The following is a 24,566-nucleotide window of genomic DNA, read 5'->3' on the forward strand; positions in this document are numbered from 1 at the left end:
ATTGGTCTTTTTTTTGATAACTGATTTTAATTAAAAAGAAAAAGAGTGATTGCTTGTTTTTACAGATAGAGATATAATCTATTTGTATGAGTATTAAGTATAAAGATATATATGTTATTTTTCAAGATAATGGTGAGTTTATATGAACGATAAATTTAAATCGAATTTAAGGATTTTTATAATATTTGGTATATTATTTGAGTTAATGAATGTTTTTTATAACCCATATGCTATGAAGTTTCTAGAGAGAATCGGTGGGAATGAATTTCATTTTTCTTTAATTAATTCAACAAAGGGTATAATAATGATTTTTACAGCCTTGCCAGCTGCTTTTATTATGAATAAAATCATTGATAAGCAAAAAGCAACAGCTAATATTGTATTAGCTATGGCAATCATTATATTTTCTTTATTCTTTATTCCGTTATTACCAAAAGATTATCAAGTTATGTCTTTTATAGTGATTATCACTTTATTAATGATTCCTATTGCTGTTTATAATATCTCCTACCAAAACATTATTGGTGAAGTTTTTCCAGTAAAAAGAGCCAGAGTTTTAGCAAAAAGAAGTATCTATACCATTATTTTTACGACCATCGCAACCATAAGTTCGGGTTTGGTATTTCGATACTTTGCTCAGACAAACAGCGACTATATCTTAATCTATCGTATTTTTTACGCCATGGCTTTTATATATGGTGTCTTGGCTTTTTTAGTCTTTAAAAAATTATATTATAAACCTACAAAGATGACTGAACCACTTAAATTTAAGGGTAGCTTTAAAAAAGTGTTTAAAAACAAAGGCTTCACTAAATTCGCCTTAAGTTCTACAATATTTCATTTTGGTTGGCAAATGGGATGGCCTCTTTTTTCTATTTACACTATAAAAACCTTAGGCGCAGATGAATTTTGGATATCTATTATTAGTGTAGGATCAGCCATGGTTATGCTTGTTGCTCATCGGATATGGCCTAGATTAATAGAAAAATATGGAAATGAGAAAATTGCCTATATTTGTACCTTTGGTATGGCGATAACTCCGCTGTTGTATGTGATTTCTAAAAGCCTCTTAGTTTTGGCTATTTTTTCTTCACTATCAGGTATATTTACAGCTGGAACAATAACTGTATTGTTTAGTGATATGTTAGAAGTTATACCAGAGAAAAATAGAATTATTTATGTAGGATATTATAATGTTTTAACAAACATTACTTTAGCAATATCGCCATTTGTAGGACATTATTTTTATGAAAGTAAAGGCATCATTTATGCTTTGATTGTCACCGCTATATTTAGACTTATTGGTGGTATGGCCTTTATGATTCGGGAACGTTCCGAACATAGATATAAAATGAGAAAAGCAAGTTCATAAAAAAGCATTATTTTGTTTTTAAAAAGGAGTCAATCTATGAATGAGAATATTCGTTTACTAACAGAAGCAGATTATATTTTATATAAAACCATAAGATTGCAATTGTTAAAAGATCATCCATCTTTCTTTGGCTCTGATTATGAAGAGGAAAGTTCTTTTGGTGATAGTGTTTGGAAGAGTCGTTTGGCAAAAGATACAGTAGATACATATGGGCTATTTACTAGTAATCAACTGGTAGGTTTAGCTGTTGTTGTGAAGAATCCAAGAAAAAAAATGAAACATATAGCAAACCTTAACAGTATGTACATTAAGTCTGAGTATCAAAATCAAGGCTTGGGCTCTAAATTAATCGATAGAATCATTAAAGATTTAATTAATAAAGGTCTGCATCGCTTAAATTTATCGGTGGTAGAATCTAATCAATACGCTAAAAAACTTTACCTGTCAAAGGGGTTTATTCATTATGGAACTGAACCTGAATCAATATACCATCAAGGTAAATACCATAATTTATATCTAATGAGCTTATTATTAAGATAAGCTCATTTTTTGTTTATCAGTTAATAGTATAGTAAATATTGAAAAAAACCTTAAGTTCTTTTATCATATCAAATAATATGGTATTATGAAGGTAATTTTATACGATTTTAGTGAAAGGATGTTGAGATGTATTATTTTATTTTATTATTACCACTGCCTTTAATGATTTTAATTGGTTATTATCTAAATAGAAGAAAACTATATAAGAGAAGTGGAAATTTTTATTTAGTCACATTTTTAGAGGGTTTAGGTTCATATTTAGTAATTGTAGCATTATTGTTAGAAGGATTTATAGTAAACCCTGTTTTAAAAGTAGTTATATTGCTTGTGGGGTTGTTTCTTATAGCTTATTCTATGAATAATATTAATGAAAATAATCCTGAGTGGGAACTTCAACTTGAAACAATGAAGAATTCTATAGTTATATTTTCTTCGACAGTTTTATTGTTTTTTATAACGCTTACTATATTTAGGTTTCAAGCTTTTTATTTGCAAGTTCTATTTTCATTACTCATCGTAGTTATTTTTAATATCATAAGTATCTATTTAAAACGATGGGTTGAAAAAACATGGGATAAATTATCATATAACTTATCTATGTTCGTAAGTTTTACTTCTTGGTATCTTTATGCAGCAATTGTATTAATATTTATGCTAATTATTGTCTTTAACTTTCCTAGAGTTGCAGTTAACCAATCTTTAAATCTTGGCAATAGTAACGCTTATTTTGGTGTGATTGATGGATCTACTGATTTGGTTAATCGATATGAAAGTGAATTATTGATTGATTTGGATGTAGAGATGAGAATGGATAATGGTGCTTATATTAATAGAAAAGATGAATATGTATTTATTTTCATCCGTGATGAACTGCTTGTTTATGATTTAAAAAAGGATGAACTTACTTATTCAGGTGCATATCAATCAAATATTAACGGAATGGAAATAGATTCAATCAATCAAGAAGTTAATGAGATTAAATATCAAACATATTGTGGAGAAGATGATCTCCAATGTTTAGAATACATTTATCCTTTTGAGTATGGGGATGTAGAATATAAATATAAAAATCAAATACTGAAGATAGAAAATTTAAGTTATAATCATTCAGACACAGCTATTTTTACTGATGATATTATACATTTATTTTCACATGAAGAAATAGATTCAAGAGTTGATTTATCTAAAGATAGACCATTTATTGGTTTTAATGACAGCAATGCTTTAGTATCAGATATTGATTTTTATGATGGAGGTATTAGCTATTTACAATTAGAAATAGATGAAGAGTTATTAAATATAAAGGTGTATGATGTGTTGGAGAGAAAAGTAGACCTTGTATTACCATTTTACAGTCACTATCGATTTGGTATCTTGGTATTTGTTTTTATTATGGCTTTTATACCCATAAGTAATTTTGATCGATATAGACATGAATTTCATTAAATTAATATATAATAGACTTATAGAATCTTATAATATTTTAAAGAAGAGGATGGTAAGATGAAAAAAGATCAAATCAAAAACAATTATTATGAAGCGGTTAATGGTGAATGGCTTGAAAAAGCGGTAATACCTGGAGACCAACCGTCAGTTTCAGCTTTCCTAGAGTTACATTTAGGTATTGAAAAAACCTTAATGGATTTAACTTCTCGATGGGAGAAAGAAAAAAGCTCTTTAAGTAAAAATCTTCAAAAGTACATTGATTTATATCAAATGACAAAGGACTTTGAAAAAAGAAATCAACTAGGCACTAAACCTTTTGATATCGTTTCAAAAAAGATTGAAAAACTTAACAATTTAAAAGATTTAAAAGATGTTTTTAAAGAACTTACTTTAGAAGATCTTGAGTTACCTTTTGGTTTTATGGTCATGCAAGACTTCATGAACAGCAATAACCAAATACTATATTTTGGTGCAGCTGATTTATTCTTGCCGGACACATCTTATTACAAAGATGAAAAACAAAAAGCTCAATTAATTTCTTTATTTACCATGACAAGCAAGCAATTATTAGCCTTATATGGATACAAAGAAGAAACTATTGATAAATTAATTAAAGATGCTTTAGCATTTGATGAACTATTAGTTCCTGTGACAAAGTCATCTGTTGAAAAAGCAGATTATGTTAAAATGTACAACCCTTTAAGCAAAAAAGAAGTACAAGAATTAACAAATAATTTTGACTTAATGGCTATGGCTGAAGCTTTGGTTAATGAGGATGTTGATCAACTTATCATTACTAATTTGGACTTTATCAAAGCCTTTGATGACATCATCACTGATGATAACTTTTCTATCATCAAAGCTTGGATGATCTTATCTAATGCAATTAAGTTTGCTAGTGATTTGACAGATGAAATAAGAATTGCTGGAGGAGCTTTTAGGCGTGCTTTATCAGGTGTAAAAGAAGCCCAAAGTCAAGAAAAATATGCTTTTTATCAAGCCTATAATCGTTTTGGTCAAGTGGTAGGTTTACATTATGGAGAAACATATTTTGGTCCTATTGCAAAAAAAGATGTTGAGGTGATGGTTCATGAAATGATAGATGTTTACCAAGAAAGAATCAAAAACAATACTTGGTTAAATGAAGAAACAAAAGAAAAAGCTGTTAAGAAACTTTCTACACTTAATGTGCATGTAGGATATCCTGATGAACTTCCTCCTTATTTTGATCAGTTTAAAATTAAAGGTTATGACAATGGTTCAGATTTAATCCAAGAAAGATTAGCCATGACCAAAATCATTAATGTTTATAATTTTAAACAATATAATAAAGAACCAAATAGAAATTTATGGGGTATGCCAGCTTCTATGGTTAACGCTTATTACAGCCCAACCAATAACCAAATCGTCTTTCCTGCAGCTATTTTACAAGAACCATATTATAGTTTAAAACAAAGCAAGTCAGAAAATTATGGTGGTATTGGAGCTGTTATGGCTCATGAGATATCTCATGCTTTTGATAATAATGGGGCGAAATTTGATGAAACAGGATCACTTAATAATTGGTGGACTGAAGCTGATCTAAAAGCTTTTAACAAAAAATCAAAAGACATGATTGATTTATTTGAAGGTGTAGAAACAGGTTATGGCCAGTGTAATGGGGAATTAACTGTGTCAGAAAATATAGCAGATAGTGGTGGATTAAGATGTGCGCTTGAAGCGAGTAAAAATAGTGGCCATCATAATTTTGAAGAATTCTTCCAAAACTGGGCGCGTGTATGGCGTAACAAGTCATCTATTGAATATTCACAATTGTTATTAAAAGTAGATGTTCATGGTCCTTCTATTTTAAGAGCTAATATGCAATTGAGTAATCTTCCTGAATTCCAAGAATTTTATGAAATTAGTGACAAAGACAATATGTATTTACCAAAAGAAAAAATGGTAAGTATTTGGTAATAAAAATTTAATATTTAGCACATTATCTTTTGGGATAATGTGTTTTTTTTGACTAAAACAGTCTAATAATGATGGTGATTTAACAATGCAAACACCTTTTTAGTTACTATAATAAGTAATTAAGAATTTTACAGTTTATGATATTATTTTTATTTTACTTAGTCAAAATATGTATTAATAATATAAATTTGGTATACGTCTTTATTTTAGTTTTGATAACATTATGATATAATGCTATAAAAGGTTGTGATGTGATGCAAATCAAGGATTCTTTTTTCAAACTTATACTGATGGTGTTTTATCACAGTAAGTTTAAGTTTCAGGTTAATTATGGGGATTTTAATCCAAAAAGGACAGATCCCTATTTTTTAATAGGAAATCATGCTTCATTGCATGATGGACTTTATACGGCTACTTTTTTAAAGAGGTATCCTTATCCAGTGATTAATGCTTTTATGTTTATCCATAAATCTATGAAATTTGTGTTAAAGAGATTGATATATTCTATTCCCAAAAGAAAAGGACAAAGTGATATTTCAACCATTATGGAAATGATGAAAGTAGTGAAAAAAGGTCGAGGTATTATGTTGTTTCCAGAAGGCAACTCATCTTATTTTGGGAAGGAAAGTCAAATTCCTTATGCTACCGTTAAGCTTTTTAAAAAATTTAAGATAGATGTTGTTATTTGTAAAACCAATGGAGCTTATCTATCAGCTCCAAGATGGGGTGATAAGTCTACCCATAAAGGATTGATGCAACTTAATTTCAAAGTTTTGTTTAAAGCAGAGGAACTTGAAAACTACTCATTAGATGAAATGTATGATATCTTAACAAAAGAAATGGCTTTTAATGACTTTGATTGGAATAAACAAAGAAAATATTTATACAAACCAAAGTATAGAGCCTTAGGTTTAGAAAACTATATTTACGTATGTCCTAAATGTTTATCCCATCAAACAATCTCTACGAATAAAAATGATATACAATGTAATCGTTGTGGTAAAATCGCTCACTTTAACCAATATTCACTAATCGAAGGTCTTGATTTTGATAATCTTGTTGATTGGGATTTGTTACAGAAGAGGCAGTTACCTAACATTCTTAAAGAAGAAGTTCATAGTCAGGGTCTGATGTATTTAGTTGACACTATGAAATATAAATCTTACAAATTAGGTCATGTTAAGACAAAAATTGATAAGGGTTCTTTGTTCGCTAAGACAGATAAAGAAACATATCATTTTAATATACTAGATATAAGCGGACTTACCTTAACGAAAAAAAATGAAGTATCTTTTGATTATGACCAAAAGACCTATTTGTTTGTATTAAAAGATCCAATGTTATATGTGGATCTCATTCATTACATAAAGGAGAATAAGGGAAATGGATAATTGGGGAATTATTATATATTTTATTTTGATTGGGACTTTATTATTTGTAGGAAAATTATTAAAAAGGTATGTACCAATTTTAAATCGAATTGTATTACCGACTGCTTTGTTGGGTGGAGTCATTGGGCTATTATTCTCTAGCGTGTTTATACCAGGATCTTATGTGATCGATGTTGATGTTATGACATCCATTGTCTATCATGCCTTAGCCTTAGGTTTTATCTCGCTAACTTTAAAAAGAACAAAAACAGACAATAAGAAGAAAGTCTGGTCTACAGGTATGCTAATAACATCTACTTATGCATTACAAGGTTTTATAGGTATCTTATTGGTTCTATTATTCTTTAGTGATAAGTTTGTTGGTGCAGGTATGCTATTACCACTTGGTTTTGGTCAAGGACCGGGATTAGCCACAAGTTTTGGTAGAATGTGGTCTGATATGTTAAATGGTTATGGTGTTGCTTTAGGAGCTTCTTATGCTTTTCTTGGTTTTGTTTTTGGGGGTACCATTGGCGTCTTGGCAATCAATATTTTATCGCGAAAAAAAGGTATCGAAAAAACTAAACGATACTGGGATGATTCAGTTCAAAAGACAAATATTCAAATCGACACCGTTAAAGAAATTTCAGTCCTAGATGGTTTAACAGTTCAAGTTGTTGTAATTTTAGTTATTTATGGATTTGTGTGGTTGACATTATTCTTATTAGAAGGCATTTTATTAAACTTAGGAAATATAGGCGAAACGATTTTTAATCTACTATCAGGCTTTAATTTCATTTTAGGTATAGCTTATGCCTTAATCTATAAACTGATTGTAAGAGCGATTGAAAAAAGAGGTAAGAATCTAAACTTTGTGACGAATGACTATATATTATCTAATATCTCTTCACTAAGCTTTAATTTCATGATTACTGGTGCTGTTTTAACAATAACCATTGATTTCTTAACTGAATTTGGTTGGCTATTGATTTTAGTTACAGCAGTAGGCGGTTTTGCGACATTATTTTATATACGATATCTCACACAAAAAATATATCATCAATATAAAGATGAGTATTTTGTAGGTATTTTTGGCATGTTAACTGGTGTAGCCTCAACAGGTATAGCCTTGCTCAAGGGTTTAGATAGGAATCTTGAATCTCCAGTTGCCGAAGAGTTAGTTCTTGGTTCTGGAACAGCAATTACTATGGCACTTCCGCTCTTTGGATTTTTGATGTTACCATCACTTGGATATGGTCAATCCTATGAAAGTCTTTTTGAACTTATTGCCTTGATAGGTTGTTTTACATATTTTGTAGCGATGTTCATCATTCTTATGGTAAGAAGCAAAAAAGGAAAAACAGAGTAGACAAAAAAATGTCTAGATTATTTTGAAAAGAAATAGTCTAGACATTTTATTTTTATGAATTTACTTGTTTTTTTAAGTGCTTTTCTTGATACATTAATTTATCTAAATGACTTAAGAAAGCGTTAAGACTTATATACTTATTAGTATATATGGCGGCTCCAAAAGAACAATCTAAAAGATAAGGTTTTATATTGCTTTGATTAATTTGTAAAAACTTATTTTTTATTTGATTTAATAGGGTGGTCAGCTGTTTTTCAGATGTCCATTCGATGAGAATGATGAATTCATCTCCACCTAATCGACAGATAATACTTTCATTAGGCAAGATTTTTTTAATTGAATCCAAGACTAATTTAATGGCATTATCACCTTCAAGATGACCATAGTGATCATTGATTACTTTTAGATTATCAATGTCTAAGTAGATGGCCCCAAAGTCTCTATCAGGTCTAGATTGGATTCTTCTAGAGTATTTATAATAAAAGGATTCTCTATTCCACACACCTGTTAATGAATCTAAATGAACCATTCTATCTTGTAAAAAAAGATAAGCTAAGAATAAAGCAACACCGGCAGAACTCCACATGGTAAGAATACCATATAAAACACTTTGGATGACACCTCCTATAATAGGTACGATACCAATACCTAAGATAAGCCAAAAATCTGATCGAATGATTCTTTTAACATTAATTAAGACTAAAATATCTCCAAGCAAAAGGAATAAGTATGTTGAGAAGGCTGAAAGCAGGAATAAGGGCCCCCTTGAATATACTCCTTGAGAACTAATGGAGAAAAGAATACCAAAGAAAGGAGATAAAAATGATAAAATTACATTTAAAACGATGGGTAAAGAAAAGATGAGTAAGATTGATTTATCTAACTTTTTGTCTGGAAATACTATTCTAAAAATAAAGATAAAGAATGAAAAAGAAATCATTGGTGCTAAAGAGAAGATTATTATAGAAGAAATATAGTTAATAATAATATATACTATATGACTATGACCATTGACAAAAGTACTTAAACTTTCAAAAAAAAGTCCTAGAATGACTCCAATAACTGTACGAATAAAGGCTTTGTTTAAATCATCAGTTTTTTCAAGTTTTTTAAAGGCGATAAGAGTCACAAAAAATAATATAATAAAAGTGGTAATATTAATTTGATTTTTCATTATGATATCCATAGATAGCTCCATACTAAAAGATTTCTATTGATCTATTATAAATAAAATATTAATGTACAGTAACTTTAAATGATAATTTTCTATAATTAATTATAGCACTTATCATTTCTTTTTTGAAAAAATCATTAAATTTGACTACTTATTTATTGATATACTAGGTGATAATTATAATTTTTAGATAATTTCTATAACTTTTTATGATTAAAAACCTTAATTAATATGGAGTATAGATTAAATATTCATTAATTTTCATTCGAAAACATTTTTCAATTGAATAATGGATTATTCAAAATCTGTTGATATTTACTGACGATATTGATATTATATAAGATGTGTGAATACTTAACAATATGATTACTTATATGAAGAAATCATTTTATAAAAGATAATTTATTTGTAAGACAGGAGTTCTAATGAAATCAAAACTTGAAATATATAAAGATTATTTTTTTAAACAAGATCACCATATTACATTTTATTTTGAAATAGATCAAGAACCTATTAATCTTCAAATTCTTTCTGGGAATGTGACCTTATTAGGTTTGCCAAATAAAGACAATTTTAATCTTCAAGAAATTATTGAACATATAGAAACCATAAATGCATTGAGTGAGATAGAAGGTAAAGAAAGCTTTATTGAAGACACTATAAACGCTATTTGTAAGATGGAAGAAGAACATCATTTTTATTTACCTTTCAAATTAAATAATCAAGTCGTATGGTGTTCAATAGGGCTTGAAAGAGCTAATAATAATATATTTGGGAGAGTTAATAGGATAAACTATTCTATTCCTAAGGCCATTGAGTATTACCAAAAAGCTTTTCAAGATCCCCTTACAAGATTATTTACTAGAGAGACCTTAAGAATGCATTTATCTTATATTAAAGAATTTGATGGTAAATATGGTTTATACATTGATATAGATGACTTCAAGACAGTCAATGATTCTCATGGACACGCTGTCGGAGATGGTTTACTAAAAGCAATCGCACAAGCTTTTATAGATGATTGGGAACATAATGTTATCTATTATCGATTGGGTGGCGATGAATTCTTTGTTTATGTAATGGAACATTCTAAAGCTCAAGTCTGTCAAAGGGCAAATAATATCATTAAGCAAATTGAATCAATAGAATATTTGGGAAAAACATATCCTATTAGCGCTTCTATAGGAATTGTACCAATCGATGAAGAAACAGTAGATTATTTAACTTTACTTGATTTAGGAGATCAACTTATGTATCAATCTAAAGCTAAGGGTAAGGGACAATTTACCATGTATGAGATTAATGATTAAGTAATTGATTAACTAGTAATTAATAAATAGATATTTATATAAATAGAGGCCAGCATATGTGCTAGCCTCTATTTATTTTTGCCTTCGCTTATTAAATTCTAATAAATTTAATCAAGGAAGAACTACATTATTAGTCGATGAATTTGACTTCAACATCTCCATTAGAAGAGTCTAAAGAGATATATTTACCGCCATCGCTATTGATGGTTCCAGATTCTACTTTCAAACCATTATATACTTTATCACCATTTGAAGTTGATAAAGAAACCCGGTAATCATCAATGATACCTTTAACTGTCAAATAAATCTTACCATTGGATGTATCTAAAGAAATATCCGATGAAACAATATTGACAGCTTCAATTTTACCATTGGAAGTATCTCCGGTAATCTCTGGTGAAAGGATATTATCCATTAATATTTTACCATTGGAAGTATCGATCTTAATTTCTTGACTTGCTAAAAGGTTTTTTATGGAGATATCTCCATTGGATGTATTTAATGTTAGTGTATTTGTTTCAATGTTCAAAACCTTAATATCGCCATTAGAACTGGCCAAGGAAATAGAATTAAATTGATGATCAATATTCATTTCCATTTTTCCATTAGACGTGTGAATTTTTAAGCTTTCTATAATTGAAATGTTTGGAATATACAAATGAACTTGATATTTTTCTCTATTTGTAAAAATATCAAGGCTGAATAAGTTATAGTACCATTTTCTTGAAATAGATAAACTTAATTGATTATTATCCATACTTTGACTATATTCATCTTTATCATGGATATAATACTTTAAGTGAACATCATTGTCTGTGCTTTCTAAGATATAGACCTCTCGATTATCAAAATCAAAATCAATATCAGTAAAGTCATCGTACTTAAAAGTTTGTTCATATAAAGTGTAATTTTCATCCCCCATACCAAAGACTTGGGTGTTAGAAGTTAATGGAATAGCGATAACAATCCCTAATCCTATTAATAAAAATACTAATCCTATTTTAATAAGTTTACTCATAATCTGTGACCTCTCTTTTTCTAAGAATACTTTTTGTTTTTCTTATAAAAAACAATTTAATATTTTTGCTTGTTTTAAGCAAGTTTTTACAAATTCCAATACCTATAATTGCTAAACCTATACCTATTAAGATGGCTCCTATAAGGACGATTTGATCCATAGTACTTAATGAATCGATAATCAAATAGACTAAAACTTGAAAAATTAAAGCAAAACCTGAAATTGATATAGATATAGATATAATAACCAAAATAAACAAAGCTAGATAATAAAAAATTAGACTGATTACTTTAATGCTTCCATTAAGTAGAGTACTTAATGAATTATCATTAGATGATTTAACCTTCTCAATAAAGTTTTCATCTTTAATCATATTTTTAATTATCTGATCAATGGAACCTAAATTTTTTATAAATAATGATTCATCTTGGCCTTCATCAACTGCATCTTGAATCATTTCATCATAATAGTAAATGATTTCCTCACTGTCAATCTTTTTGTAATATTTTAATTCTTTTCTTAATTGATTTATAAACTCTTTTCTTTTCATCTTCTTACCTCTTTATAAATTCATACATTCTTTTAATTTCATCAAAATCATCAATTGATTCTTTTAGTTTGTTTAAGCCTTCTTTGTTAATTTTATAATACTTTCTAATCCTAGAATTATGAGTTGTATTATATGTTGTTACAAGTTTTTGTTTCTCTAACCTCTTTAATATAGGATATAGGGTTGATTCACTGATATCCATAATGGAAGATATGTCTTGAATTATTTTATAACCATAAGAGTCATTGTACTTAATAGAGGCTAAAACCATCAAATCTAATAAGCCTTTTTTTAGTTGAATATCCACTCTATACCTCCTTATGCATATTACTATACAATGCATAGTATATTTTGTCAATGATAAATTTTATGTTTTTAAAAAAATCTTTCTCATATGTTATACTATCATTGACCCATAAGTAACAATACATCTTTTCTATATGAAGTTTTTGAATTCAATATTTCTTAAAATGTAGACTGATGAATAAAGGCAATGGAGGAAGGTTTTTCATGGATAAAAGAATTAATAAATATCTTAGCGAATCTGGCTATTGTTCAAGAAGAGAAGCAGATCGCTTGATAGAGCAAAAAAAAGTTAAAATTAATGGAGAGTTAGCTGAAATAGGTTCGAAAGTAAAAAGTTCTGATACTGTAACAGTTCATGGAAAAACCATAGTAAATAATCAAGATTTTATTTATTTAGCTTTTAATAAGCCTGTAGGTATTACATCAACGACTGATCAATCTATCAAAGGGAATATTGTTGATTATATTAACCATGATCAAAGAATCTTTCATGTAGGAAGATTAGACAAAGACAGCGAAGGATTAATATTAATGACCAATGATGGTGACATTGTTAATGAAATATTAAGGTCTGAGAATAATCATGAAAAAGAATATCTTGTGACAGTAGACAAAGATATTACTCAGGATTTTTTGGAAAAAATGTCCAAGGGTGTTCCTATCTTAAACACAGTGACAAAAACTTGTAAAGTAAGAAAAATTAATTCAAGAACTTTTTCTATTATTTTAACAGAAGGGCTTAATAGACAAATTAGAAGAATGTGCGACTATTTTAACTATAGTGTACAATCATTAAAAAGAGTTAGAATCATGCATATTCATTTGGATGTTCCTATTGGAACTTATCGGGAACTGAGTAAAAAAGAGTTAAAAATATTATTTAATACTATTGGCAGAAATGCTAATGACTGAATTAATCCTCTGAGTATGACATAAGTTGTTTTCGCTATTTTTCGCAGGCTAGGATTGTTTTTTAAATTAATCTATTTTATAATGATATGTGATTCGCGGAGGTGCTGGAATGAAAAAAATTATATTATTGGTTATTATATTGATGTTAACCGTGGTCGGATGTTCTGGAGAGCCAACAGAAGATTTGTCAGACTTACCCTACTATAGTTATTTAAATGACGATAATCCTGTGGTAACAATTAATATTAAAGATAGAGGCAAAATTAGAATCCAACTTTTTCCAGAAGTAGCGGAAAATACAGTCAATAATTTTATTAAATACATTGAAGATGGTGATTATGAAAACTCATCATTTCATCGTGTTATTGAGGATTTTATGATTCAAGGTGGTAAGGTAGATAATCCAAACTGTCCTATTAGGGGCGAGTTCGCATCTAATGGATATGACAATAATTTATCACATTATAGAGGCGTTATATCTATGGCTAGAACTCATATTAAAAACTCAGCGACCAGTCAGTTCTTTATTGTCCATAAAAATTCTTTTTCATTAGATGGTAATTATGCATCTTTTGGAGGTTTAATCAGTGGATTTGATATATTAGACGATTTAGCAAAAGTAAAAACAAATCTTTCTGAAGCCCCCATTGAAGACATCATTATTGAGAGTATCACTGTAGATTTAAACACTTACACTTATAAACGTGTAAATTGCGCATATTAGCCATAATACAAGATTTCAAGGAGACAATAATGATTCAAATCAGGTTAGAAGAAGAAAAAGATTATTTATTGGTTGAAAAAATCACAAAAGAAGCATTTGATGGTTTACATGGACCTGGGTGCGATGAACACTTAATTGTTCATAAATTAAGAAAAAGTGCTTGTTTTATTCCAAATCTATCCTATGTATTAGAAAAAGACGGACAAGTCATTGGACACATCGTTTTTTCAAAAGCAAAGGTGATTGGTGATGAAGAATATGAAGTGATTAGCTTTGGTCCTGTATCAATTATAAAAAATGAACAGGGTAAAGGGTACGGAACTAAGCTTATTCAATATGGGATTGACCAAGCAAAACAGCTTGGTTATAAAGCCATTGTTATTTATGGCCATCCTGAATATTATCCAAGATTTGGTTTTGTTAATGCAGAAAAATTTCAAATAACAACTAAAGATGGACAAAATTTTAATGCCTTTATGGCCTTAGAATTATATGAAGGTGCACTTGATTCAATCAAAGGTAAGTTCTATGAAGATAAAGTTTTCCAGGTTGATTCAAGCGAGTTAGAAGCTTTTAATCTAAAATTTCTTTAAGAGGAGATATAATTTAATAAAGCAAAAGTAAAATTCTTTTGCTTTTTTTTATTTAAAAGGAAATTGTATTTAAAAAATAAAGTAGTGATATAAATAGAAAAAGCCTACAGAGTAGGCTAAGTATATGAGGATTAAATTTTAAATCTCTACCAAAAGTGTGTAAGAAAGATATATAACCTAATTCTCTATCATCATTTTTAGCTATTTTGGATTTACCCTGAATAAGATAAACAAAAACATCATCTACCGCTTTGAATAGTTCATGATAAAGATCTCTATAAAGTCTAAAATAAATTCTTAATTTTTCAGCGATAGAGAAGACAAACTGTCTGTGTGGTACATTCAAACATTTTTTAGCAATTTCATTGGCACGTCTTTCTCTATATATCTTACCACAAGAAGCACAAAACCTTGAATGACAAGATAAACCAGATATATGGTAATGATCACAATTAGGACATTCATAAAAGACATAGCCATAAGAAAAATCTTTACAAGCAATCATCCGATTAACATTATTAATGATAGAATCTCTAATGTCAATATGTGCATACATTTCAAGAAATTTATACCAGTATCTTACAAAAATATCTTTAATGGTGTATTTATGTCTTAGTTCTCTAGCAAAAGGCGCATTGCCTATCTTATGAATGGTGTTTTCATAAACATGTTTACCAGCTTTAGCAGCTGTAAGCAGCTGCAATTTATAAGCATCTTGTTTTGCATATTCATAAACATTTATACATTTATTTTATCAAATAATAAGTATTCAAAAAAGAGGCTTTCGCCTCTTTAGTTGAAAAACTTGTTTTTTCTTTTTTTTATTATTTTATAGATATTAATTTCCTTTAAAATTAAATGGAATACCAGAAGCTTTCGGAGCTTTGGATTTTTTTGATGATATAGCAAGAACTACCATGGTTGCTAAGTAAGGTAAAATTCTAAAGATTGTTCCAAATGGTATAACTGATTCATATTGTTCAATTAAATTACTAATCCAATCGAAAGAGAAGAATGTTACAGATAAAGCCTTAAACATTCCAAAGAATATTGCTGCAAGCAAGATTCTCATAGGTTTCCATTGACCAAAGATTAAAACCGCTAAAGCTAAGAAACCATATCCAGCAACTGTACCTTCAAAACTTACAGAGATTGGTAAGGCGTATACTAAACCACCCAAGCCTCCTAAGAAACCAGAGATAATAACACCAGTCCATCGATATCTATAAACATTTATACCAACGGATTGTGCTGCTTCAGGATGTTCACCACAAGCAGATAATCTTAATCCGAATTTAGTCTTATAAATAACAATGGTAGAGATAATTAAAATAATAATACCTATATATAGTGTTATATAAGCCTGATCAAAGAAAATATAATTTATATTAGGAAAGATATCCTCAAGAAAACCAGATTTTAATCTAAAGACTTCTTTGTTATAAGAAATTTGAACAGCGTTATTTTCTTGTAATTGTCTAGCAAGGAAAATTGCAAGTGCTCCAGCAAGTAAATTAAGCGCTGTACCACCAATAACTTGATTGGCTCGCATATTAATGGCTAAGAAACCTAATAATGCTGAGAATACTGCCCCACCAATACCAGCTAATAATAGTGATATGATTAGTAGGAATTGTGGTGCACCGTCAAGGAAACCAATAGCTTGCATTCTATTTACAAAGAAAGTACCAACGAAGGCTCCAATAACCATTAAGCCTTCTAAGGCGATATTGACAGTTCCTGATTTTTCAGAAAACATACCAGCCAGTGCTACAATTAATAATGGGATGATAAAGAACATTGCTTGTGAAATAAAAAATGCCATTAGTTTTCACCCGCCTTTGTTTCAAGATGATTAATATCATCTTTTTTCTTTTTCTTGAATTTAACTTTTTTAAAGATGGTACCAATCTTATCAAGATTTTGTGTCATGATTAAAGCGAAGGCACTGAAATATAAGATTACAGCAATGATTATATCTACGATTTCTTTGACAAAACCAACACTTTGCATTGGTCCACCAGCAATTTCAATATAAGCAACAAACATGGTTGAGAAGATAACACCAATTGGATTAGATGAAGCCAATAAAGCAACAGGAATACCATCAAATCCGGCACCAGCAATGACATTTTCTACAGCGTAAACATTACCTAAATTATAAACGCTTGGTCCAAGGATAAACAAAGCGCCACCTAAACCAGCCAACATACCTGAAATAGCCATAGATAAGATTATACTTTTTTTCTCGTTAACACCAGCGTATTTTGCAGCATCACGATTTAAACCAACACTTTTAAGTTCACGACCAAAAACAGTTTTGTTTAAGATAAAGTAAATTAAAATAGCAGTACCTAAAGCGATAAAAATAGAAATATCAAGACCACTATTAGGGAACATAGTATCAAAAAAACCATATGATGTTCTAGCGTTTTGATCAACAGCGATTGTTCTATTGGTGGTTCCATTAATGACTTTTGTTTTCAAATAGTCAGAGTTTAATAAACCATTAACAACATACATGGCAACGTAATTAAACATAATTGAAGTAATAACTTCGTGAACATTATATTTGGCTTTAAAAATACCCGGGATAGCACCCCAAATAAATCCTGAAGCCATACCTGCTAAAACAGCAACAATCCATTGGAAAGAATTTAATTTATCACCAAGGATTCCTACCAAAGCTGCAGCGAATAAACCTACAGTATATTGGCCGCTAGCACCGATATTAAATAAACCGGTTTTAAAAGCAAAGGCAACAGCTAAACCAGTAAAAATAATCGGAGTAGCACTAGTAAGCATTTTAGCAAAACCAATAGACCCACCTCTTGGGTCATTTAAATAACCTTTAAAAAGCCTAGAAATTCCTTCTCTAGCATTATCTGGATTGATAATCACCATAAGGATAACACCGAATAGTAAACCAATGAAGATAGCTAATATAGCTCCTGTAATAGCATTAAAACTATCATTACTTCTTAATTTTTTATAATATACCTTAGTTTTATCTTTAGCTTTTTTAAGAAAAGAGACAAGATTTTCATATGTTTTATTCATTACTATGCCTCCTTCTTATCTTTCTTACTTTGTGGCGTAGATAATTTATCAGGGTAGACGATATCTTTTTTTGACCCAGCCATATAAAGACCAAGTTCTTCAATATCAATGTCTTTTGCCATCACGTTTTTTACGATTTGACCATCATGCATAACTAAGATACGATCACTGACATTCATAACTTCATCTAACTCAAAAGAGATTAATAATACAGCTTTTCCTTTATCTCTTTCTTCAATAATTTTATTATGAGAGAACTCTACAGCTCCTACATCTAAACCTCTTACTGTTTGAATAGAGAGGAGAAGAGATGAATCCTTATTTATCTCTCTAGCAATGATGGCTTTTTGTTGGTTACCACCAGATAAAGTAGCCATTCTTGATTTATAACCTTCACCACTTCTTACATCAAAATTTTCTATGAGTTGTTTTGCTAAATCAATGATAGGTTTCTTTTGAATAAAGCCGTGTTTTTGGAAAGGCTCTAGATGATATTTTTTTAAAGCTAGATTATTAGCTAGTGAGTCAGCCAATACCAGACCATGCTTATGTCTGTCTTCAGGAATATGACTCATACCATTGTCGTTTCTAAAGCGAATAGATTTATGTGTAATATCAGTCTTGTTGAGGATGATTTGTCCTGAATCAGCTTTGATTAAGCCTGATAAAACTTGACCTAATTCAGATTGTCCATTACCGTCAACACCGGCAATACAAACAATCTCTCCTTCTCTAACCCTAAAAGAAACATTATCAACAACATTTTTCTTAGTTCTAGGTGATACAACTGTTAAATCATTAACTTCAAGAACTATATCGCCAACTTTTTTTGCTTTTTTCTCGATGTTGAAAATAACATCGCGTCCAACCATCATTTTAGATAAGTCTTCTTTGCTAGTGTCTTTTGTATCCACTGTTCCAATGACTTTACCACGTCTAAGAACTGTAACTCTATCACAAACTTCCATAATCTCATCTAATTTATGGGTGATAAAAATAATAGATTTGCCTTCTTTTCTAAGATTTTTCATCGTTTGCATGAGTTGAGTAATTTCTTGAGGAGTAAGGACAGCAGTTGGTTCATCAAAAATTAAAATTTCATTGTGTCGATACAACATTTTAAGAATTTCAGTTCTTTGTTGCATATTCACTGAAACATCTTGAATTTTTGAGTCTAGATCAACCCATAAGTCATATTGTTTACAGATTTTTTCTATTTCTTCTCTAGCTAGATCTCTTTTTAAAAATCCAGCTTTGTTGGGTTCAACACCCATAATGATGTTATCGAGAATCGAAAATACTTCAACAAGTTTAAAATGTTGATGAACCATACCGATTCCTAAATCATTAGCATCATTAGGATTTTTAATAGCGATAGCCTCACCATTCTTAAATATTTGACCACTTGTTGGTAAATAAATTCCAAACAAAATACTCATCAGTGTCGATTTACCAGCACCGTTTTCACCTAATAAAGCATGAATTTCTCCCTTTTTCAGATTGAAGTTAACATGGTCATTGGCTAATATTCCCGGAAACTGTTTACTTATATCACGCATTTCAAGTATATTTTGCATAATAATTGTCTCCATTTCTATTTATCTTTTATTAAAAAGAGAGGACAAGAAAAACTTTTCCTTATCCTCAATTCTTTATTTGAACTTAATTTTTATCCTTCGAAAGCAATAACGTTAACAAGAACGATTGAAGTAGCAAATTGTTCAGCAGCTGAACCATCATCACCAAAAGCACCGATAACATCACTTACTACGAATGTTCCATCAACTAATTTTGCATATAATGCATCATAATCAGCTTGTGTAAATATATCAAATTTACTAAAGTCATTAGGTAAACCAACACCTAATTCATCAACTGTAAGTGTTGTAGAAACGCCACCATAATTTGCATCCCATTCACCAGTTTCGAAAATAGCTTCTAAAGCTAATTCTACTGATAATGTTAAACTCTTCATAGCAGAAGTAATAACTGTTTCAGAATCAGCACTTTGATCAACGTCTACACCGATAACTTTACCACTATGACTTTCAGCAGCAGCCATAACTGATTGACCAACAGCTCCACCACAAGCGAAGATGACTTCAGCACCGCTTTGGAACATTGCAGCAGCAGCAGCTTGAACTTCTGGAGTAGCAGCAAAGTCACCTGTATATAAGTAATCTACAGTGATTGCGCCATCAGCTAATTCTAAATCAGCAGCAGCTTGAGCAATACCTTGAACGTATCCATGTCCAAATCTTTGAACAGCAGGAACAGCTAAACCACCCATGAAACCTAAATGACGGTATCCATCCATAACTGCAGCGTAACCAGCTAAGAAACCAGCTTCGTGTTCAGCATAGAAAATTGAATGAACATTATCTTCAATAGTTCCGATAGGATTGAAATTTTCATCAGTCACATTTGCAGGATTAGCATCAAGAATGATGAATTTTACATTAGGATAATCATGTTGCATTAAGTTAACAGCTGGTTCAAATAAATAACCAGGTGTAACAATGACAGTAGCACCATCAGCAATTGCTTGTTGAATAGCAGCAATATATAATGCGTCTGTAGCTTCTGCAGGTTTTAAATATGCATAATCAATACCCATTTCAGTTGCGTAATTTTGAACGCCTTCATATGCACCTTGGTTGAAAGATTTGTCAGTAATATCACCTTTATCAGTGATTAATACGATTTTTTCTCCTTCAAATTCATTAGTTGTTGCTTCTGGATCAACTGTTGTTTCATCAGTTCCACCACAACTTACTAAAGCAGTAATTGTAAATAAAGCTAAAAATAAAACTAAAAACTTCTTCATTTCTTTGTTTCCTCCCTTTTATTTATATAAGCTTGTAACCTTTTTTTATTTTATCACTCAATGGCATTTATAACAAGACAAAATTAATAAAATGCATCTAATAATATATATATAGTAAACACATGTAAACTAATAGATATATATAGTATTTATTTAATTTATTGAAATTATACTAGTTTAAATCTAATGTTTGTTGTTGGTGTTTAGATTGATGATACTTATCTTCAATTTTGGCAACTAAATCGTTAAAATGAAGTTGATTAAACATATTATCAACTCTCAAATATAATATTTTTTCTTTAGGAACATTATATTTACTGAATACTTGGTCAAGAACCCTACCATAATGTTTGTAATGAAATTTTAAATAATCATATTGATCTTTCTCTAAAGACCTAGATCTTTTTCTTACATTATCAAACAAACTGTCTTCGTCTCGAACCAAAACAATATGGATATCTAATTCTGGTAAGAGCTTCATATGTGCATCCGCAATTTTATAAGTAAGTTCAACCTCACCATCAGTCATCATGTTTTCTTTTTTCAATAATTCAACAAAAACTAAATTAGAAAACATGGTAGAATCACATATTAAAAACTGCTCATCTTTTGTATGCCACATGGATAAAAATAATTCACCATAAAAAGCAGCCTGACTTACCAATGCAAATTTCTTTTTATCAGCATAAAACAAAGGCAAGAAGGGACTGCTTTCCACGGGTTCTTTAACCATAGGCACATTGTAATATGAAGATAATAAATGGGATAAAGTGGACTTGCCACTACCAATAGGCCCTATAATTCCAATTCTCATTATTTCCACCTCTTAATTGTATGTATAAATTATACATTCAAAAACATACTAAGTCAAAATTAATAAAGATTTTATATTAGGTTTATGGAAATAAATATTTGATGTATAATAGTCTTTAAGGAGACTTTATGAATGATCCCTTATTTCAAATAACGTTTATAGGCTTCTTAGTAATCTTGCCTATAATAAATTACCAATTAAGTAAGATTAAACTAAAATACATATTCTACATACCGCTAATATCACTCATCATAGCTTTACCCATATTTATATTTGTGATAATAGTAGGGATTAATTCAATAACAAAATTTTTGTTTTTTCTTTCTATGATCCTATGGAACTCAGGTTTCTGTTCTATATTTATCTCATGGATTATCTATAAGAAAAAGAAGAAAATTACGACAAATTAAAGGAGTATTTATGAGTAAAAAACAGTTGATGTTTCATGGAATTATATACCTAGTATTTTTAATCATTTCTGTTCTTGTTTTTCTTGTTGTAGAAGAGGGAATTCACTTAATGTTAGGTTGGAATGCCTTTTTAGCTTTTATCCCCATAAGCTTAGTATATGCTTTCGATAATAAGCAAAATCAAAAAAATATGAATGTATTAATTTTCTTGTTGTGGATATTTTTCTTCCCTAATAGTATTTACTTAGTTACCGATTTAATTTATATAAACAAAGACGCTTTTATTGAAGAAGTTTCATATCTAGAATCATTAATTTATTTACGTGATTTTTCCTCATATTTAGGCTTCTTCCATCTTTTAATCGCATGTCTTTATGGAATCCTTACAAGTCTTATTTCTTTTAAATATTTTAGTAATTTTATCAATGAAAAATTTCCGAAATATCATTTACCTTTCTTTATCATTTTACCGGTATTAGTTTCTATTGGAATTTATTTAGGAAGATTTTTAAGGTTTAACACTTGGGATATATTTAATTTTCTTGAACTAATAAAAGAAGTGTATCGTTCTTTGGATTGGTTTGCAGTTTCTTTTATACTAATCTTTTCATTATTACAATATTTAATCTATGGTTTTTATTTGCTTTTTCAGAGAAAAATTATTTAAAGTCGATTGTATGTTTAAATACTTAGTGATAAAATAAATTGATTGTGAGGTAAATATGGCTAAGGATTCTAGATGGCACATTACAAACTTAATGACATATGCACTGATTGCTTTTATTTCTATGTCTATTGTTTTTTTGTTTGTTAATGATAGTGAACTACTTTTTTATAATATTAAACTTGTTGAAATCAAATATTTTTGGGTTCAATTGGCTTTGGTTTTGCTTGTACTTATTTTATTTATTGTTTTACATAATAAGATTAAGCATTATCCTATAAAAGCTTTTCTTGCATTGATTTATTTGCTTTATATTTTTATATTTGTTCAAAAAGCACCTGCTTTGTCTTTGATTTTTGGAGGTTTTTTCCTAACTTTGCCACCCATATTTTATGGTTTTCAGAAGGTAAAAGAAAAAGAAATTAAGCTAGTTGAACTAATCTTTTATATAGGACAGTTGATTATATTTTTGGCTATTTTATTTACTTTGCTTATGGCCTTGAATAAATCATTTGATAGTCATCAAGGAATTAATTTGTCACAAATATCTAATGATAAAATATTTGTTGAGTCTCAGTTAAATTTTATTATCGTTGGTTTGTTTTTTACATTTTCAATATTATTTGTTTCAATAAAAAAATCTATTAAGTTACCGAAATCACTTATTATAGTTTTTATAGTATTGGGTGTTGGCTTAGTTTTGCTAGAAGTTATAACTTTATCAATCTATATGGTTTATAAGACGAAAACATTATCATCTCCGGCATTTGATTTTGGTATTTTTACTCAGATGTTTTACAATATGAAGAACTTCAATGGCATGGTCACTACTTTAGAGAGAGGCTATGTCTTATCTCATAATGCTGTTCACGTATCACCTATATATTATTTGATGTTACCTATATTTATGATTTTTCCTTATCCTGAAACTCTACAGATTTTACAGGCTGTGGTTGTAGGTTTGGGTGTCATCCCCCTATATTTAATTACTAAACATTTTAAATTGCCATTAATGGTCACGCTCATTGTTTTAGTAATGTACATTTATCATCCTGCAATTATTGCTAGTTCATTCTATGATTTGCATGAAAATTGTTTTCTACCTATATTCTTGTTATTTACTATTTATTTTGGCTTAAAACAAAAGAAAATTGCTTTTACAATATCGGCCATTCTTACTTTATTCGTTAAAGAAGATGCCTTTATATATTTGGTGTTTATAGGTCTTTTCTTAATGTTCTCGAATTTTAAAGAAATGAATAAAAAAGAATTAAGGACCAAATATTTGATGTCAGGTTCCTTGATCATTATATCCACAATCTATTTCTTTCTTGTGACTGGATATATTAATGAATCTGGAGATGGCGCTATGTTTTGGCGGTATGACAACTTAAATGGCTATGAAGATTTAGGATTAATAGGCATTGCCTTAAGTTTGTTTCAATCTCCAAGTTATTGGCTTAGCACTATGTTCTCACCCAATAAAATATTGAATATTATTATTATTTTTATAGTCTTAGGTTTTATACCCTTAAGGTTAAAGAAGTTAAGTTATTACTGGTTATTGGTTCCCTTGTTGTTGATGAACTTCTCTTCAACCTATCAGTATCAACATCAAATAGGATTTCAATACTATTATGGGTCAATTACCTTATTAATTATGATGGTTATTTTATGGTTTCATGAAAAAGAAGAAATCAAAGATGAAACTTTAAATAAAGCAAGTCAAACAAATATTCCTCAATTATTTATTGTCGCTATCATATTAATTTCATCGATTTCTGTAGGTTTTATTACTTTAGACCAAAAATCACATTATCAAGAGTATTATCACAATAATCCGGAAAAGTATGAAGACATCAAAGAAACTTTACTGAGTATTCCATCGGATAAAAAAGTACTCGCAACAACTTGGCTGACTCCGTATTTATCAGACCGTTATCATTTGTACCATTATAAATATTATGATATTGATGAAGGTAACATTATTTTTGATTATATCTTGATTGATAACCGATATTTATCTGATGAAGATCGCATTAAGCATATATTGGAGTTTGCTGATTACGGATATGAGTTAAGTGACCAAACAACGGATTATATATTGATTTTTGAGCCAATTATTGAATAAGAAAAAAGGACGAATTT

22 protein-coding genes are annotated in these 24,566 nt (G+C 29.5%); 12 read left to right on the plus strand and 10 right to left on the minus strand.

The features are described 5' to 3' along the window. The first annotated feature begins 142 nt into the window (after window positions 1–142). From HF295_RS07690 to HF295_RS07715, 6 genes are all read left to right on the plus strand, one after another. Window positions 143–1,372: an MFS transporter gene (locus tag HF295_RS07690; protein ID WP_312031590.1), complete on the plus strand. Its 1,230-nt coding sequence runs from the start codon at window positions 143–145 to the stop codon at window positions 1,370–1,372. 36 nt (window positions 1,373–1,408) lie between these two features. Continuing rightward, complete coding sequence (locus HF295_RS07695; RefSeq protein ID WP_312031591.1) at window positions 1,409–1,912, plus strand: GNAT family N-acetyltransferase; 504 nt, start codon at window positions 1,409–1,411, stop codon at window positions 1,910–1,912. Window positions 1,913–2,038: 126 nt separating this feature from the next. Next, the gene (locus tag HF295_RS07700; protein WP_312031592.1) at window positions 2,039–3,358 is read left to right on the plus strand and encodes a hypothetical protein; all 1,320 of its coding nucleotides are present in this window, start codon (window positions 2,039–2,041) and stop codon (window positions 3,356–3,358) included. A gap of 57 nt (window positions 3,359–3,415) precedes the next feature. Continuing rightward, a complete protein-coding gene (locus HF295_RS07705) occupies window positions 3,416–5,317 on the plus strand; it encodes a M13 family metallopeptidase (RefSeq protein ID WP_312031593.1) in 1,902 nt (633 codons plus the stop codon). Window positions 5,318–5,571: 254 nt separating this feature from the next. Continuing rightward, window positions 5,572–6,708 (plus strand): lysophospholipid acyltransferase family protein, encoded by a 1,137-nt coding sequence (locus HF295_RS07710; RefSeq protein ID WP_312032613.1) that lies wholly within the window; start codon window positions 5,572–5,574, stop codon window positions 6,706–6,708. Then, window positions 6,701–8,056, plus strand: a complete 1,356-nt coding sequence (locus tag HF295_RS07715) for a sodium/glutamate symporter family protein (protein ID WP_312031594.1) — start codon at window positions 6,701–6,703, stop codon at window positions 8,054–8,056. The genes HF295_RS07710 and HF295_RS07715 overlap by 8 nt, the downstream gene beginning before the upstream one ends. Window positions 8,057–8,108: 52 nt before the next feature. Here HF295_RS07715 and HF295_RS07720 read toward each other — a convergent pair whose 3' ends face one another. After that, window positions 8,109–9,242 carry a GGDEF domain-containing protein gene (locus tag HF295_RS07720; RefSeq protein WP_312031595.1) on the minus strand — a complete coding sequence of 378 codons (1,134 nt, stop codon included), beginning with the start codon at window positions 9,240–9,242 and terminating at the stop codon, window positions 8,109–8,111. Between the two features lie 413 nt (window positions 9,243–9,655). On the opposite strand from HF295_RS07720, the gene HF295_RS07725 reads away from it, so the two are divergent. Further along, complete coding sequence (locus tag HF295_RS07725) at window positions 9,656–10,540, plus strand: GGDEF domain-containing protein (RefSeq protein ID WP_312031596.1); 885 nt, start codon at window positions 9,656–9,658, stop codon at window positions 10,538–10,540. Window positions 10,541–10,670: 130 nt separating this feature from the next. On the opposite strand, the gene HF295_RS07730 is transcribed toward HF295_RS07725, so the two are convergent. The 3 genes from HF295_RS07730 to HF295_RS07740 are packed head-to-tail and all read right to left on the minus strand — an operon-like array spanning window position 10,671 to window position 12,415. Further along, complete coding sequence (locus tag HF295_RS07730; RefSeq protein ID WP_312031597.1) at window positions 10,671–11,558, minus strand: DUF4097 family beta strand repeat-containing protein; 888 nt, start codon at window positions 11,556–11,558, stop codon at window positions 10,671–10,673. Next, window positions 11,551–12,108, minus strand: coding sequence for a DUF1700 domain-containing protein (locus tag HF295_RS07735; protein ID WP_312031598.1), 558 nt, complete (start codon window positions 12,106–12,108; stop codon window positions 11,551–11,553). The genes HF295_RS07730 and HF295_RS07735 overlap by 8 nt, the downstream gene beginning before the upstream one ends. A gap of 4 nt (window positions 12,109–12,112) precedes the next feature. Then, complete coding sequence (locus tag HF295_RS07740) at window positions 12,113–12,415, minus strand: PadR family transcriptional regulator (protein WP_312031599.1); 303 nt, start codon at window positions 12,413–12,415, stop codon at window positions 12,113–12,115. 203 nt (window positions 12,416–12,618) lie between these two features. Between HF295_RS07740 and rluF the strand changes: the two genes are divergently transcribed. The 3 genes from rluF (at window position 12,619) to HF295_RS07755 (ending at window position 14,643) form a co-directional block, all read left to right on the plus strand. Next, a complete protein-coding gene (gene rluF, locus HF295_RS07745; RefSeq protein WP_312031600.1) occupies window positions 12,619–13,326 on the plus strand; it encodes a 23S rRNA pseudouridine(2604) synthase RluF in 708 nt (235 codons plus the stop codon). A gap of 109 nt (window positions 13,327–13,435) precedes the next feature. Then, the gene (locus HF295_RS07750; protein WP_312031601.1) at window positions 13,436–14,050 is read left to right on the plus strand and encodes a peptidylprolyl isomerase; all 615 of its coding nucleotides are present in this window, start codon (window positions 13,436–13,438) and stop codon (window positions 14,048–14,050) included. 29 nt (window positions 14,051–14,079) lie between these two features. Beyond that, window positions 14,080–14,643, plus strand: a complete 564-nt coding sequence (locus tag HF295_RS07755) for a GNAT family N-acetyltransferase (protein WP_312031602.1) — start codon at window positions 14,080–14,082, stop codon at window positions 14,641–14,643. A 52-nt stretch (window positions 14,644–14,695) separates the two neighbouring features. Here the strand turns inward: HF295_RS07755 and HF295_RS07760 are convergent, their stop codons facing one another. From HF295_RS07760 to HF295_RS07785, 6 genes are all read right to left on the minus strand, one after another. Continuing rightward, window positions 14,696–15,346, minus strand: a complete 651-nt coding sequence (locus tag HF295_RS07760) for a transposase zinc-binding domain-containing protein (protein ID WP_312031603.1) — start codon at window positions 15,344–15,346, stop codon at window positions 14,696–14,698. Between the two features lie 135 nt (window positions 15,347–15,481). Further along, complete coding sequence (locus HF295_RS07765) at window positions 15,482–16,468, minus strand: ABC transporter permease (RefSeq protein ID WP_312031604.1); 987 nt, start codon at window positions 16,466–16,468, stop codon at window positions 15,482–15,484. Beyond that, on the minus strand, window positions 16,468–17,703 hold the full coding sequence (locus tag HF295_RS07770; RefSeq protein WP_312031605.1) for an ABC transporter permease: 1,236 nt from the start codon (window positions 17,701–17,703) through the stop codon (window positions 16,468–16,470). Before HF295_RS07770 ends, HF295_RS07765 begins: the two co-directional genes overlap by 1 nt. Window positions 17,704–17,705: 2 nt before the next feature. Then, window positions 17,706–19,280, minus strand: a complete 1,575-nt coding sequence (locus HF295_RS07775) for an ABC transporter ATP-binding protein (protein WP_312031606.1) — start codon at window positions 19,278–19,280, stop codon at window positions 17,706–17,708. Window positions 19,281–19,372: 92 nt separating this feature from the next. Then, complete coding sequence (locus HF295_RS07780) at window positions 19,373–20,530, minus strand: BMP family lipoprotein (RefSeq protein WP_312031607.1); 1,158 nt, start codon at window positions 20,528–20,530, stop codon at window positions 19,373–19,375. A gap of 172 nt (window positions 20,531–20,702) precedes the next feature. Then, entirely contained in the window at window positions 20,703–21,344 is a 642-nt protein-coding gene (locus HF295_RS07785; RefSeq protein ID WP_312031608.1) for a deoxynucleoside kinase, read from the minus strand. A 420-nt stretch (window positions 21,345–21,764) separates the two neighbouring features. Between HF295_RS07785 and HF295_RS07790 the strand changes: the two genes are divergently transcribed. Then, entirely contained in the window at window positions 21,765–22,421 is a 657-nt protein-coding gene (locus HF295_RS07790; RefSeq protein ID WP_312031609.1) for a DUF1361 domain-containing protein, read from the plus strand. Between the two features lie 55 nt (window positions 22,422–22,476). Beyond that, window positions 22,477–24,549 (plus strand): DUF2079 domain-containing protein, encoded by a 2,073-nt coding sequence (locus tag HF295_RS07795; RefSeq protein WP_312031610.1) that lies wholly within the window; start codon window positions 22,477–22,479, stop codon window positions 24,547–24,549. Window positions 24,550–24,566 lie beyond the last annotated feature (17 nt).

Source organism: Hujiaoplasma nucleasis, from assembly GCF_013745115.1.
Lineage (GTDB): Bacteria > Bacillota_I > Bacilli_A > Izemoplasmatales > Hujiaoplasmataceae > Hujiaoplasma > Hujiaoplasma nucleasis.

Bases quoted from the DNA above. Each gene is read 5' to 3' on its own strand.
- HF295_RS07690 (WP_312031590.1), top strand. From the start codon at position 143: ATGAACGATAAATTTAAATCGAATTTAAGGATTTTTATAATATTTGGT.
- HF295_RS07695 (WP_312031591.1), top strand. From the start codon at position 1,409: ATGAATGAGAATATTCGTTTACTAACAGAAGCAGATTATATTTTATAT.
- HF295_RS07700 (WP_312031592.1), top strand. From the start codon at position 2,039: ATGTATTATTTTATTTTATTATTACCACTGCCTTTAATGATTTTAATT.
- HF295_RS07705 (WP_312031593.1), top strand. From the start codon at position 3,416: ATGAAAAAAGATCAAATCAAAAACAATTATTATGAAGCGGTTAATGGT.
- HF295_RS07710 (WP_312032613.1), top strand. From the start codon at position 5,572: ATGCAAATCAAGGATTCTTTTTTCAAACTTATACTGATGGTGTTTTAT.
- HF295_RS07715 (WP_312031594.1), top strand. From the start codon at position 6,701: ATGGATAATTGGGGAATTATTATATATTTTATTTTGATTGGGACTTTA.
- HF295_RS07720 (WP_312031595.1), bottom strand. From the start codon at position 9,242: ATGGATATCATAATGAAAAATCAAATTAATATTACCACTTTTATTATA.
- HF295_RS07725 (WP_312031596.1), top strand. From the start codon at position 9,656: ATGAAATCAAAACTTGAAATATATAAAGATTATTTTTTTAAACAAGAT.
- HF295_RS07730 (WP_312031597.1), bottom strand. From the start codon at position 11,558: ATGAGTAAACTTATTAAAATAGGATTAGTATTTTTATTAATAGGATTA.
- HF295_RS07735 (WP_312031598.1), bottom strand. From the start codon at position 12,108: ATGAAAAGAAAAGAGTTTATAAATCAATTAAGAAAAGAATTAAAATAT.
- rluF (WP_312031600.1), top strand. From the start codon at position 12,619: ATGGATAAAAGAATTAATAAATATCTTAGCGAATCTGGCTATTGTTCA.
- HF295_RS07750 (WP_312031601.1), top strand. From the start codon at position 13,436: ATGAAAAAAATTATATTATTGGTTATTATATTGATGTTAACCGTGGTC.
- HF295_RS07755 (WP_312031602.1), top strand. From the start codon at position 14,080: ATGATTCAAATCAGGTTAGAAGAAGAAAAAGATTATTTATTGGTTGAA.
- HF295_RS07765 (WP_312031604.1), bottom strand. From the start codon at position 16,468: ATGGCATTTTTTATTTCACAAGCAATGTTCTTTATCATCCCATTATTA.
- HF295_RS07770 (WP_312031605.1), bottom strand. From the start codon at position 17,703: ATGAATAAAACATATGAAAATCTTGTCTCTTTTCTTAAAAAAGCTAAA.
- HF295_RS07775 (WP_312031606.1), bottom strand. From the start codon at position 19,280: ATGCAAAATATACTTGAAATGCGTGATATAAGTAAACAGTTTCCGGGA.
- HF295_RS07780 (WP_312031607.1), bottom strand. From the start codon at position 20,530: ATGAAGAAGTTTTTAGTTTTATTTTTAGCTTTATTTACAATTACTGCT.
- HF295_RS07785 (WP_312031608.1), bottom strand. From the start codon at position 21,344: ATGAGAATTGGAATTATAGGGCCTATTGGTAGTGGCAAGTCCACTTTA.
- HF295_RS07790 (WP_312031609.1), top strand. From the start codon at position 21,765: ATGAGTAAAAAACAGTTGATGTTTCATGGAATTATATACCTAGTATTT.
- HF295_RS07795 (WP_312031610.1), top strand. From the start codon at position 22,477: ATGGCTAAGGATTCTAGATGGCACATTACAAACTTAATGACATATGCA.